The sequence below is a fragment of the Paenibacillus sp. HB172176 genome (assembly GCF_011947265.1).
GTDB lineage: Bacteria > Bacillota > Bacilli > Paenibacillales > Paenibacillaceae > Pristimantibacillus.
Genome location: NZ_JAATHD010000039.1, coordinates 24,080 through 36,702 on the forward strand (window position 1 = coordinate 24,080; position 12,623 = coordinate 36,702).

General features: G+C 44.5%; 11 protein-coding genes and 1 pseudogene. 10 read left to right on the forward strand and 2 right to left on the reverse strand.

Annotated elements, in window-relative coordinates; genetic code table 11:
• Positions 1-181 precede the first annotated feature (181 nt).
• The 5 genes from glmS to HFP08_RS27715 all read left to right on the forward strand — a co-directional run bounded on the left by glmS (position 182) and on the right by HFP08_RS27715 (position 6,297).
• Positions 182-2,014, forward strand: a complete 1,833-nt coding sequence (gene glmS, locus HFP08_RS27690) for a glutamine--fructose-6-phosphate transaminase (isomerizing) (protein ID WP_168123882.1) — start codon at positions 182-184, stop codon at positions 2,012-2,014.
• 560 nt (positions 2,015-2,574) lie between these two features.
• Positions 2,575-3,993, forward strand: a complete 1,419-nt coding sequence (gene ltrA / locus HFP08_RS27700; protein ID WP_168123871.1) for a group II intron reverse transcriptase/maturase — start codon at positions 2,575-2,577, stop codon at positions 3,991-3,993.
• 199 nt (positions 3,994-4,192) lie between these two features.
• A complete protein-coding gene (locus tag HFP08_RS27705) occupies positions 4,193-4,924 on the forward strand; it encodes a TnsA endonuclease N-terminal domain-containing protein (RefSeq protein WP_240941918.1) in 732 nt (243 codons plus the stop codon).
• 352 nt (positions 4,925-5,276) lie between these two features.
• Positions 5,277-5,939, forward strand: coding sequence for a DDE-type integrase/transposase/recombinase (locus HFP08_RS27710; protein WP_168123872.1), 663 nt, complete (start codon positions 5,277-5,279; stop codon positions 5,937-5,939).
• Positions 5,940-5,970: 31 nt separating this feature from the next.
• Positions 5,971-6,297, forward strand: coding sequence for a hypothetical protein (locus HFP08_RS27715; RefSeq protein WP_168123873.1), 327 nt, complete (start codon positions 5,971-5,973; stop codon positions 6,295-6,297).
• Positions 6,298-6,459: 162 nt separating this feature from the next.
• Here HFP08_RS27715 and HFP08_RS27720 read toward each other — a convergent pair whose 3' ends face one another.
• On the reverse strand, positions 6,460-7,350 hold the full coding sequence (locus HFP08_RS27720) for a hypothetical protein (protein ID WP_168123874.1): 891 nt from the start codon (positions 7,348-7,350) through the stop codon (positions 6,460-6,462).
• A 92-nt stretch (positions 7,351-7,442) separates the two neighbouring features.
• Here HFP08_RS27720 and HFP08_RS27725 point away from each other — a divergent pair, with 92 nt between their 5' ends.
• From HFP08_RS27725 to HFP08_RS27745, 5 genes are all read left to right on the forward strand, one after another.
• Positions 7,443-7,739, forward strand: a complete 297-nt coding sequence (locus HFP08_RS27725) for a hypothetical protein (protein ID WP_168123875.1) — start codon at positions 7,443-7,445, stop codon at positions 7,737-7,739.
• Positions 7,740-8,419: 680 nt separating this feature from the next.
• Positions 8,420-9,418, forward strand: a complete 999-nt coding sequence (locus tag HFP08_RS27730; protein WP_240941919.1) for a hypothetical protein — start codon at positions 8,420-8,422, stop codon at positions 9,416-9,418.
• Between the two features lie 105 nt (positions 9,419-9,523).
• On the forward strand, positions 9,524-9,715 hold the full coding sequence (locus HFP08_RS27735) for a hypothetical protein (protein WP_168123876.1): 192 nt from the start codon (positions 9,524-9,526) through the stop codon (positions 9,713-9,715).
• Between the two features lie 449 nt (positions 9,716-10,164).
• Positions 10,165-11,433, forward strand: coding sequence for an IS91 family transposase (locus HFP08_RS27740; RefSeq protein WP_168123877.1), 1,269 nt, complete (start codon positions 10,165-10,167; stop codon positions 11,431-11,433).
• Positions 11,402-11,656 carry a hypothetical protein gene (locus HFP08_RS27745; RefSeq protein ID WP_168123878.1) on the forward strand — a complete coding sequence of 85 codons (255 nt, stop codon included), beginning with the start codon at positions 11,402-11,404 and terminating at the stop codon, positions 11,654-11,656. Before HFP08_RS27740 ends, HFP08_RS27745 begins: the two co-directional genes overlap by 32 nt.
• Positions 11,657-11,944: 288 nt before the next feature.
• Here HFP08_RS27745 and HFP08_RS29420 read toward each other — a convergent pair.
• A pseudogene (locus HFP08_RS29420) lies at positions 11,945-12,083 on the reverse strand (IS4 family transposase); the annotation flags it as partial.
• Between the last annotated feature and the right edge of the window lie 540 nt (positions 12,084-12,623).

Below are 12,623 nucleotides of genomic sequence, written 5' to 3' on the forward strand. Positions count from 1 at the left end.
CGACCGATCCGACAAACGTGCGGCAGGCTGCTGCAGAACGCTCCCATATGTCCACGATGCCGCCTGTGAGGTCGGCACGGGCAGAAGGGTTACATTATGTGACAACTTCATATTCACCTGTGCCGCGCACAGCCAGCATCCGAGACTCGGGAAATATACCGTTATCGGAGGTTTATTAATTATGTGTGGAATTGTTGGATATATTGGTAAGCGCGACTCTCAGGATATTTTGCTGGAAGGATTGAAGAAGCTCGAGTATCGGGGATACGATTCCGCCGGTATCGCTGTCTTCACGAAGGAAGGACTTCAAATCTCGAAGTCGAAAGGCCGCTTGGCCGTGCTCGAGGATAAGCTGAAGGGTGAGCCGCTGGCAGGCTCTGTCGGCATCGGGCATACGCGCTGGGCAACGCATGGCAAGCCGTCCGACCTGAACTCGCATCCGCATACGGATAACTCGGCGAAGTTCTCGGTCGTGCATAACGGCATTGTCGAGAATTATCTGGATCTGAAGGATGAGCTTGCCGCGAAAGGCCATGTATTCGTGTCGGAGACGGATACAGAGGTGATCTCGCATCTTGTCGCGGACGAATATGACGGCAATATTGTCGAAGCGGTGCAGCGGGCTGTCGCGCGCATGCGCGGAGCGTTCGCTCTAGGCGTATTGACCGAATTCGAACCGGAGAAGCTCGTTGCCGTTCGTTTCGCAAGCCCTCTCGTTATCGGAATCGGCGACGGAGAGAACTTCATCGGCTCGGATATTCCCGCCATATTGGAGCATACGCGCAATGTGTATATTCTGAATGATGGCGAAATGGCGGTGTTGACGTGCAACGCTGTCGAATTAATGACGATCGAGGGAGCAACTATTTCCAAGGAAATATTCCATGTCGATTGGGATCTCGTTACGGCCGAGAAAGCCGGATTTGATCATTTTATGCTGAAAGAAATCTATGAACAGCCGAAGGCGTATCGTGATACGATGCTGGGCAGAGTGTCGGATGACGGCAAATCCGTCGATTTGAAGGAACTGTCGATGTCCGATGAGTACATCAAATCGATTAACAGGGTGCATATTGTCGCCTGCGGAACGGCGTATCATGCCGGACTTGTCGGCAAGTCGGTCATCGAGTCGCTCGCGCGCATCTCGGTCGAGAATGATGTCGCATCCGAATATCGCTATCGTTCGCCAATCATTACGCCGCAGACGCTGGTCATTGTGGTCAGTCAATCGGGCGAGACGGCGGATACGCTGGCTGCGCTTCGTGAAGCGCAGCGCAACGGCGCTCGCGTGCTCGCGATTACGAATGTTGTCGGAAGCTCGGTTGCTCGCGAGGCGGATGATGTGATTACGACATGGGCGGGTCCGGAAATTGCGGTCGCCTCGACCAAGGCCTATTCCTCGCAGCTTATCGCCTTCTATCTGCTCGGTCTCCATCTTGCACGCGTGCTTGGCACGCAGGAACCGGCAGCTATGGAAGAGCTGATTACAGGACTGAATGCCTTGCCGGAGCAAGTGGAGAAGATCCTGGAGCAAGCCGTCGTGCTGAAGCAGGTCGCGGAATCGATCTCGCATCATCGCAGCCTCTTCTTCATCGGCCGCGGCGTGGATTATGCTGTCGCTCAGGAAGGCTCGTTGAAGCTTAAGGAAATTTCTTACATTCATTCCGAGGCCTATGCAGCCGGCGAATTGAAGCATGGCACGTTGGCGCTTATTGAGGAAGGCGTTCCGGTCATCGCGCTGGTGACGCAAGAGACGCTGTACGAGAAGACGCTTAGCAACATTAAGGAAGTGAAGGCTCGCGGCGCTCATGTGCTTGCTGTCGCCAACAGCGGCTTCGAAGGCGAGGTCGCGAAATCCGTCGACGAAATCTTCGCCATTCCGAAGACATTGCCAATCCTATCGCCAGCGCTTGCCGTCATCCCGTTGCAGCTGCTGTCGTACTACGCCTCTCTGGCGCTTGGGCATGATGTTGATAAACCGAGGAATTTGGCAAAATCGGTTACTGTTGAATAAGGGGAAAGGACTGGGGTTATATGTCAGAAGAAAATAAAGTTAGACTGACGTAACTGGCCATACTGCTACTAGGAGCTCTTCTACTGTCTCAGAACCGACATCCAGAATAACAACATGACTCTATTTGAGGCTACCTATGGTAGCCTCATTTTTATTGTGCGCCACGCATGGCGCGTAGCTAGGCGGTGAAAGTCCGCTATGGGGGCTGGCAGTTGCCAACCATTAGCCAAGAGCAAGGGTGTCCATCGCGAGGTGGAATCTGAAGGAAGCTGGCGGCAAAGTTCCGACCCGAGGAACACGAATCGCATCAGGCATCCAAAGTGGGATGAGTCTGCAATACAAGACGAAATCCAATAAACTGCACGGACACGAGGATGTAAATGTGGCGGGTACATGGAATGAAAGTTACGCGTCTTACCGTGGGAGGTCTCACGGACGCATGAAGCGTATTTGCGAAATGCGGTTGAAACAAGATTTGTCGTGAGAAGTCAGCAGATACCATATTAGTAACGCGGCCAGGCAGCGTTATGAAGGGTTGAACCTAAGGAGGTGTTTAGTCAATGAATGTTACCAAAGTCGGGATAAAAGAAAGCAGAATACCTTGCTGTGGCAAGGGCTGCCCGCAAAGAGATAGTGCGGAACACGAAGGGTATGCGGGAGCGCTTACCGACAAGCGGATAACAGAAAACAACAACACCAACGCCAACAGTCGAGAGGACGAGCTTTTAGAGAGAATCCTGAGTCGAGGAAATCTTAACGAAGCTTACAAGCAAGTGAAGAGGAACAAAGGCTCACACGGCATCGATGGGATGAAAGTGGAGCATCTTCTGCAATATCTCAGAGATAACGGGGATGAACTCGTAAAACTAGTTCTGGATGGCAAATACCGTCCAAATCCAGTCCGTAGGGTTGAAATACCCAAGGACAATGGAAAGATGCGAACGCTTGGAGTCCCAACGGCAGTAGATAGGGTGTTACAGCAGGCCATCATGCAAGTAATGTCGCCCCTCTTCGAACCGCAATTCGCGGAAACAAGTTATGGTTTCCGACCCAAGCGAAGCGCCCACGATGCACTGAGAAAGTGTAAGGAATATGCAAACGAAGGGTACACCTACGTAGTCGACATGGACCTGGAGAAATTCTTTGATACGGTCAACCAATCGAAGATGATTAAATTGCTGTCCAGAACGATTAAAGATGGCAGGGTGGTATCCCTCATACACAAGTATCTAAAGGCGGGAGCAATGAACAAGGGGAAGTTCGAAGAGACAGAACTCGGACTCGTTCAAGGCGGGAACATTAGCCCTTTATGCAGTAATATCATGCTGAACGAGCTTGACCGAGAACTGGAACGCAGAGGAATCAGGTTTGTTAGGTACGCCGACGACATGCTTCTCTTTGCAAAGACAAAACGATCAGCCGAGCGGATGCTGAAACACATTCTGCCCTACATCGAGGGAAAACTACGGCTCAAGGTGAACAGAGAGAAAACGGTAGTTGCCTACATCGGCAGGGTTAAGTTCCTGGGATACGGATTTTACCCGTCCAAAGACGGAATTAAACTACGTGTCCATGCCAAGAGCATCAGCAAGATGAAAGCAAAGATAAAGGAACTCACTGCCAGAAGCAGTGGGTTCGGATACGACCTGCTGAAATTAAAGCTGAAACAATATATCACGGGCTGGATTAATTACTTCAAACTCGCAGATATGAGGAAGATGCTCGAAGGAACGGACAAATGGTTAAGACGAAGATTACGGATGTATATCTGGAAACGATGGAGACGAGTTCGAACCAGATACGCAATGCTCCGCAAACTCGGACACAACCACAACACTGCTTTCAAATTCGCGTGTACAAGAAAAGGCTATTGGCGGATTGCCCAAAGCCCGATTTTAAACACATCTCTGACTGACTCACGTCTAAAACAAGCGGGATACACATTTTTCTCGGAGCATTTCAAAACTGCTAAGGCGTAAACTTAGGAACCGCCGTATACCGAACGGTACGTACGGTGGTGTGGAAGGTCGGCTACTCAATTAATGGGTAGCCTCCTATCCGATTTATGTTGGGGGTGTCGTTTATTGTGGCAAAAAGAAAACGTGAGATAACAGATAGCAAAATTAATAGATTCATCAAAGAAGGCAGAGGTCAAGGATCTGGAGCCGACTACCTTCCATGGCTACGGGTACAGGATGTGCCTTCGACAGGCGATCGACTCGAGGTTTGGGTTGGACTACTGGCAGGCAGCACACCTTTCTGTCTGATCTGGAGCGTGACTATTTCTATGCTTTGGATTTTGCCGATGAGGTGACGGACATTCAAGAGCAGTATCCCCTTCTTCCGCTGGAAGAAACGAAGCTGATAGCGGAGAAACTCGGTGTTGAACATCCCAAAGATCCTAAGACTGGCGTAGATATCGTCATGACAACGGATTTTGTTATTACATATAAGGACAAGGAATTCGCAAGAACGGTCAAGCCATCAAAAGAATTAGAGAATGATCGTATACTAGAGAAATTCGAAATAGAACGAATATATTGGCAGTCGCATCAAGTTGATGGGGGGATCGTGACCGAAAGGGATTTGCCCTATACGCTGATTCGGAATGTCGAATGGATTCATAAGGAATACCATAACGAAGATGTCCAGGCGCTGGGGAACTTTGCTGTTCAGAGCTTGGAGCGTTCACTGGCAGCTTCACTACTGTCAGGCATAACGATAGCAAAGGCTTGTCTGGCTTGTGATGAGCAAATGGGGCTTGAAGCCGGTACTTCTTTGGCGATGTTTAGACATTTTCTCGCTCGTAAAATTTGGGCTGTAAATATGAATGAGAAGATAAGTCCTTCTAGCAGCGCTAACAGATTTCATGTTAATCAAGCAAAAGATCAATTGGCGAAAGGCGGCTAAGGTGTGCATATCCTCTATGAAAATATGGTTGTTGAATGGCAATTACCTGAATCCGACTTGCGTCAGGTAGAGAGAATATTATGGATTGCCCCGAATAAGGAATATCTCTATTGCATTGCCATGGAAGATGATAAGGCCTTTTCCGTTATGAAAGCTTATTCCGAATTTGCAGCTGGTCTTGAATCCAGGCTTTGTAAGCAAGTGGAGTGGATAAAAACATGCCTATCAGAAGACGCTGGAGAAGTTTTTTGCAAACGGGTATCGTCAGGAAGGGCAAGCGTATATCCCTGTCCTCCCTCCTCCAGAGAAGCTGCCCACTTTCGGTCAATATAAGTATTGGTTTCAGAAAGAAATGAATCTTGAAGATACACTGAAAAGCAGGCTCGGTCAAAAGAGATATGAGTTGAGTTACCGTCCGATACTTGGAAGTTCTACTCAAGAGAGCTTCGGCCCAGGCTCCAGGTTTCAAATTGATGCCACTGTTGCGGATGTCTATTTGGTCAGTGAATATCAACGGGAATGGATCATTGGGCGGCCGATTATATACATTGTCATTGATGTATTTAGCCGCTATATCACTGGCATATATATCGGCTTGGAGGGACCGAGTTGGGTTGGAGCCATGATGGCATTAGCCAATACAACGGCTGATAAAGTCAAATTTTGTGCCGAATACGGTATCGAGATAACCGAATCGGAATGGATGAGCAGCCATCTACCGCAAAAGCTTACAGCAGATCGCGGTGAACTAGAGGGCGAACAGCCGACTCGGCTTATAGACGTTCTAGGTGTCGATGTAGAAAATGCTCCACCATATAGAGCGGATTGGAAAGGTATTGTGGAGGCACGCTTTGGTATTTTAAACTCTCGCAGTATTCGATTTATGCCGGGTGCTATCAAAGAACGCTACAGAGAGCGTGGCGAACGAGATTATCGCCTGGATGTGTGTGTCCGGGTGCAGTCGGCGATCGAGGATTTGAAGCTGCGTCGGTTAGGAATGTCAGGATCATTATGATGTACTCAAACAGCAAAGGAGGCTGGTCAGCATGGCTTTATCCAACCTACCGAATTTGCGACAAGTTGAATACCGAAATGACGCATTACGCCATTTTCGGGACGCGGGGCAAGAAGACAATATCGCGGTTGGTGCCGCTTGTAACAAATCCAGTGATTATGTACGGTTGCTCCATGTAGTACCGAATGAATATAATTATGGCAAAACCCCGGCGGGTAAGTCGGTCGATGAGGAAGCCGATAATGAACTAGTCGTGTTCGAGGCGAACGATGAGTTGAGAGGCTTTCAGGAGCGCCATGGTATGACGCTAGAGGAGTGGGCTAATTTCACTTTTAGGCAACAAGTCAGAGTGATCTAAGGAGTGGGTGCATTGTGTTCAGTAAACAATAGTTGAGGAGACATAACAATCAAACGAGAAAATTGAAAGGTTATAATATACGGCCTCTCAAAAGGAGAATAGACGCGAGATCTTTTATTTAAATACGAGGAGATCGCAAATGATCTCCTCGTTCTATTTTATTTACATTGTAAAAGTGTAGTCTAGAGAACCTATATTCGTACTACCATTTGTCGGAGTATAAGTAACGCTAAGTGGAGTCCAACCTAGAGTTGCACTGAATCCTGTGAATGGATTGCTTTGTGCCTCCATATATTTCACGAGCACTCTATTAATAGCATCACTTTGAACTTTTTTCATATCAAAATGAACATGCCCTTTAAACCAGGCAAATGGACTGGATGCAGCACTACTCATTCTCCAAGCCGCTCCATATAAGTCATAGCCGTCCGTAGCTGGTTGTCCGTTATTATCATAACCACCGGAAAGTAGCTGCCAAGTAGTAGGTTGTGAAGTATAAGGGTCTCGTTCATTTTTATAAATTTCTGAAGAGTAACTATTAGACTGGATTTCCCAACCATCAGGAATGGCAATTGCCATTACATCTTTATAAACGCCTTGTGGAGCAGTTTCGCTTGGGCCATTTCCAGTTGTATTCCATTGCCAGCCTCCATAAATCTCTTTAACATTAGTGCCAGTTCCATCAAAAACTAAAACTGTAAATGATAGATCAGCGCTTGAGATTGCTCCCATAGTAGTTATGCCACCAGAAGTTTGGAGTTGTTCGACTTCAACTAGCTTTCCTTGAAAGTCATATTTATAATCTTTATTTTCTGAGCCCGTGTAGGACAAATTTTCTCCATTGTCGCGAATAATCGCACGTTTCAAATCAATATCAGTTTGTTCTACTTTTTCTTCAGGCATGCCGGAATTAATTAGAATTTGGTTAATATCTTCGTCTGAATAATTATTTACATTTTGCGGGTCAACAGGTGAATTTTTTGCCGAAACACCTGCAGGAACTATGGATAGGGCTAGAATCAATGACAATACAACTAAAGAAGACTTTTTCAAAATCATTCCTCCTAATAGGCATATAATTTTAAAATTCAAGGTTTATAAGGTATTATATAAATCACAAAACAAATTAAAGGGTGTGAAGAAAAATGCTTAAAAAAGTGATTTTTTTGATAATGTTTTCCTTAGTTCTTTTCATCTCCTCATGCAGCAATGTTAGTAATACAACAGGGATATACGTAGTATTAAGTAAAAAACAGACACTAAATGATTTTTCGATCATTATTAATGATTTGGGGAAAAACCCAGAGCAGTTTGAGTTGACACTCGACAATGAAAACACATGGAATCTAATTAAAGAAAATGAACTTTATAGAATTACTTTTGATCATAAGCCAAACAAAAAAAGTGGTGATTTAAAAACGATATTTCCCGCTGATACTTAATTTTTTCATGCTACATCAATAATAATTAATAACTTAATAACTGCAATTAATGATTAATAGGCATCACTCCCGTTTGAAATTATTAATTCATAGTATCAAAAGCATTTATAGTTGTAATGAGCAATTAGTTTCAAATTAATTTGATTTAAATGTCGAAAAATGTCCAAATTTGCATTATTTAAATGAATTATTTATATTTTCAGTTTCACACAAAAGTGCCTGCCTTATCATGCATGCAATCACAGAACAAATTCTACATTATTTCAATGGCTCTAGTACCCAATCTCAATATGCAAGTGAACTATTTACTACAACAGCCGGGACTGACTTCTCCCTTGTTGAGAATGTACTAAATGATCATCAATCCGATAATACTCATGGTTATCAGGATTTTGACTCTACAGAGTTTTTGACTTGGAATACAGCTAATATATTATCAATCGACGGGGGGCATCCTGTGGCATTAGATTTGAAGGTCACACCTCAAACAATGCCACTATACACTTCAACAGTACAAGGGCATATGGGGCTGTACCTGCGTAGCTGACACTACTCGCAAACGCATGGATAAAAATGTAAAGAAACCTCTACTTCAAACAGAGGTTGTCTTTTTTGCTGTCTATATGGGGTCACCACACGAAACGGTAATAGTCGTACATATGATCTAGGGGGATAATATAATGGCATCCGTCACACAAAGAGTCAAGAAATTCAAACAGCCTTATGGAGGCTTTTTAAGACCAAACGATTTTACTAAAACAGTTTTCGATGACGGGATCGAATTGTGCTCAGAGGAGAATATATATGCTGGTTTAGTCGGGATAGCGGTAGATTACTTGATTCGCTTCATGACTGGAACTCCTGCGGAAGAGGCATATAAGATTTCGCTAATTGGCTCTCAATACATGAAACAAGAAAATAAAGCAAAAGAATTCATAAATCAGATAAAGGGCTTGGATGATCAATCCATAATTTATGCTTGTAAACTTGTGGGTTATGACGTGTGCGTTAGGGTGGGCACATTCAGGTATATGCCAGTGGAAGACATTAATCCCGATGAAAATACTGTGTCTAACATTCGTACAATGGTGAATAGGGGCCTTTCATTCTGGGAGCATTCTGGACCAATTATTAAGGAAGGGTTCACTTTTGAATTAGCTTATACACCGATGATTACGTCCGGCGACGGGGATTACCTGACAGAAGATACTTTGTGGGATTTAAAGGTGTCTAAGAATTCTCCAACAAGTACGCATACTTTGCAATTGTTAGTTTACTATATTTTGGGTCTTCGCTCAATTCATACGGAGTTCCAAAATATAAAAAAATTAGGCATCTACAATCCAAGGCTTAACATAGCCTATTTGTTAGAAATTTCAAAGATTGATTCTTCCGTGATAAAAGAGGTGGCTACTTATGTTGTAGGTGTTCATTCGCCCCTCGAAAGTTTTGAGACCCACATGCACGCTAAGGAGTGGGTTATCGTGTCTCCAGACGGCGAGACGTATCGTTGCCGCAATCTTAAGCACTGGCTGCGTGAGCACGAGGATTTGCTTGATGGCACGGTCACTCAAGCCTCGGACGGTATAAGAAAGATCAAATACTCCATGCAGGGCAAACGGAAGAATAAGTCGTACCATTGGAAAGGTTGGCAACTCTTAGAGTGGGGCGATAATTAAAGTGACGATTTCCCATGCGTAAATCCGCGTTAAATCCTATCTTTCGCGAGCTGTGCTGGGGCGGATTCGAGTCGCTATCGCAATGTTCCAGGGGCAATCTATACCTTGGACGATCGAAATTTTGTTCGAGGCAAGTGGGTCGAGGAGTTCGTCTCTCACTCGGTTGAACGAATTATTGATCCAGTGATTATCATCGATGACGTTCGTGCTCACATTGAGCAGTTGGATCCTAACGGGAGCGTTATTATCGAGAAATGGACTGGTGCGAGTGACGACAATTCCATTCTTAATCATTGATTCGGAAAAATTGCTCAGTACAATACACGTCGGAGTGTTGCGGAGGAGGCGAGGACTTTCATCTTGCACATGATACCGGATCTTATTCAAGAATTCGATCGTCGATGTCGCCTCATTTTTAATCATTGGTATACATAATATATTAGTATACTTTGTATACCTACTTAACTGACTCTAGATAGCGGCCGCGCGTCGTTTTACTTCAGGCCGTTCATATTGCAGGCAATGCAGGTACTCATGTATAATTAATCCATTACGATTCATCAAGCATTATCCATGCCGTCTCTTTTTCTGGCATGGAAGGCGCCGCTATTAAGCGAATCACAAGGGTATATCTAGGAGACCATTCGAACATACGGGACCCGTATGTTTTTTTGTTGTTTAGGAAATTATGCAACATTAAAATTTGTGGATAAATAGGTCGAAGAAATAAGTAGGAGGGGATCGAGATGGAGAGATCAAATACATGGAAAAAACGAGGAGTAGTCAAACAAATATTGAAGGATCACTTTCATGGCTTCTGGGAACTCCATGCCGATCGATTTCCTGAAGAATTACAAACGGCAATACCGGAAGCGGTAAAGAAAGCGACACGTTGTGGAACGAAGGATATGGGATACGCTCGGTATGAATGCAAAGGATGTACCGCAGGTGCTCCTGAACCTGTATTCATCTGTTTCACGTGCAAAAGTCGTTTTTGTCACGGATGCGGAAAGAAGTACACAGATGAATGGGCAGAAAAACAACAAGAACGAATCCTGAATGTGCCGCATCGACATACGGTATTCACCGTACCGAAAGAGCTAAGGAAGTACTTTTTCCGAGATAGAAGTCGACTGAACGAGATGAGTAAACGAGTGGCCCAGGTCATTCAGCATTATTATCGTAGTAAAAACAAAAGTAAGCAGTACGAGGTTGGCGTCATTACGGTAATCCATACCTTTGGACGAGACTTGAAATTCAATCCGCATATTCATGCGTTGGTGACAGAAGGCGCGCTGGACTGTCATCGACAATGGAAAAGCGTCGACTATATATCCTTTACGTACCTGAGGAAATCATGGCAGAAACTGTTGATGGATCTTATGCTGAAATGGTTCCCGGAGGACGAGAAGATCAAAGCATTGGTTAATCAACTTTACCACAGATATAAGCATGGATTTTATGTGAATGCAGAAACAAGAATGAAGGATGCACGTGGAGCGGCCAAATACATAGGCCGTTATTTAGCACGTCCAGCCATAGCAGAGTACCGAATTATCAAGTACGACTATCATAAGGTGCATTATTGGTATGAGGATCATCAGACGGGGAAGAGGATCGATGTAGTAGCTCCGGCCATGAGGTTTATTCACGATCTCGTTCAACATATTCCGCCCAAGCATATTCGAATGGTGGGCAGGTACGGCCTATACAGTAGAGGCAAGAATAAAGAGTCGCAGAAGATTATTAACCTGTGGCGATACATGGTGTACAAGCAAATCGAAATGACATTTCCTCCGAAAGAGCCAAGAAAAAAGACCTATCGGGAACGGATGATTGAAACCTATGAACGTGATCCAATTGCCTGTCCCTGCTGCAAGCAGACGATGTTGCTTGTGGTGATTTGGCATGCAGATTATGGCCGAATTTATTATTATGATGAGGAAAGCGAAAGAGCATATCAGAAGAAATGGGGAGTTCGGTATGAACGAAAGAAAAAACAACAGACAGGATGAAGAAGAAAAGGGGGACATGAAAGAAGTGTTCTACTTTGAAGATGACGATGAAGAGGAGATCTTTATCGATTACTACTGCGTGGACTGCGGATGTATAGATCCTGTTCCAGAGTTCATAGTTGCAGAATGTGCTTATGATTTAGAGCCAGGTGAAAGCCCTGAATTTTTCTGTCCTGAATGTAATGGAACCTTGGTGAGAAAGGAAAAGCCGGCGGAAGAGTAACCGTCGGCTAGTAAGTTAAGTCACCGTTAGGTGATTTTGTTCTGCTTGCTAACTTTAATGAATTTTCAACGATTTCCAAGTAGGAAATACATCGAGAACTTGCTAGTAAGTAGCTCAGCACGCCTGTTGATTAACCAGTATTTGTATGATCTAGAGATGCCGAATAGACGTAATTATCTATGACTCTATTAACGGCCATCATCCACTCTGGCTGCAACCGATGATGTTTAATCTGCTCTTTGAATCGAATAAGGGGTACGGACATACAAGAAATAACGAAGGTTTTGGCGCGAATATATAGCCACTTCAAAATGACATAAGTCATCAACCCCGCAAAAAGTTGGTTGAACACCGCATTTTTAGTCGTATCAAATAAGACAGGCACATTGAGGTTTTGTTTGATCCACCTGAAAAACACCTCGATAGCTTATGCGAATATTCGCATAAAAGGTGGAGACGGGATACCGCTACTTCAAAGAGTTGCTTGGCTTTGATCAATACCAATTGCTTTCGTTTAAGGGCATTAATCGTTACTGGGCTATTCAATTCTTAACACAAAACCTGCTCGAGCTCCAAAGAATGAAATGGTCTAAACCTTCAACCAAGTTAACGCTTGGCGATGTGGTTCGAAGGTTCCGTCATGAGCATAAGGGGCAAATGTTGCTCTATGTCTTTGAACAAGCGATCCAGAAGAAGCCGCTATTCGACATATTACGAGATCTCAAGATGATCTCATAATGCTCTAAACACCATATACGCTACCCGTATGTCTGCTGAAGGCTCAATTTCGGATTTTTGCAAGAGTCAAGTAAATTATTAATTATATTTGAATCGTGAGTTTTTCAGTGGCCTCTTCGGAGAGGAAAACCTTTTTCCTTAATCCGTGAAGCAACTTAAATAAAAAGCTAGAAAAACGAAGGAAATCACATCTCTGATGGCGAATATTAAAGATAACAAGCGATTATCT

Excerpts from the sequence above, each read along its gene's own strand:
- glmS (WP_168123882.1), top strand. The coding sequence starts at position 182 with ATGTGTGGAATTGTTGGATATATTGGTAAGCGCGACTCTCAGGATATT.
- ltrA (WP_168123871.1), top strand. The coding sequence starts at position 2,575 with ATGAATGTTACCAAAGTCGGGATAAAAGAAAGCAGAATACCTTGCTGT.
- HFP08_RS27705 (WP_240941918.1), top strand. The coding sequence starts at position 4,193 with ATGGCTACGGGTACAGGATGTGCCTTCGACAGGCGATCGACTCGAGGT.
- HFP08_RS27710 (WP_168123872.1), top strand. The coding sequence starts at position 5,277 with ATGAATCTTGAAGATACACTGAAAAGCAGGCTCGGTCAAAAGAGATAT.
- HFP08_RS27715 (WP_168123873.1), top strand. The coding sequence starts at position 5,971 with ATGGCTTTATCCAACCTACCGAATTTGCGACAAGTTGAATACCGAAAT.
- HFP08_RS27725 (WP_168123875.1), top strand. The coding sequence starts at position 7,443 with ATGCTTAAAAAAGTGATTTTTTTGATAATGTTTTCCTTAGTTCTTTTC.
- HFP08_RS27730 (WP_240941919.1), top strand. The coding sequence starts at position 8,420 with ATGGCATCCGTCACACAAAGAGTCAAGAAATTCAAACAGCCTTATGGA.
- HFP08_RS27740 (WP_168123877.1), top strand. The coding sequence starts at position 10,165 with ATGGAGAGATCAAATACATGGAAAAAACGAGGAGTAGTCAAACAAATA.
- HFP08_RS27745 (WP_168123878.1), top strand. The coding sequence starts at position 11,402 with ATGAACGAAAGAAAAAACAACAGACAGGATGAAGAAGAAAAGGGGGAC.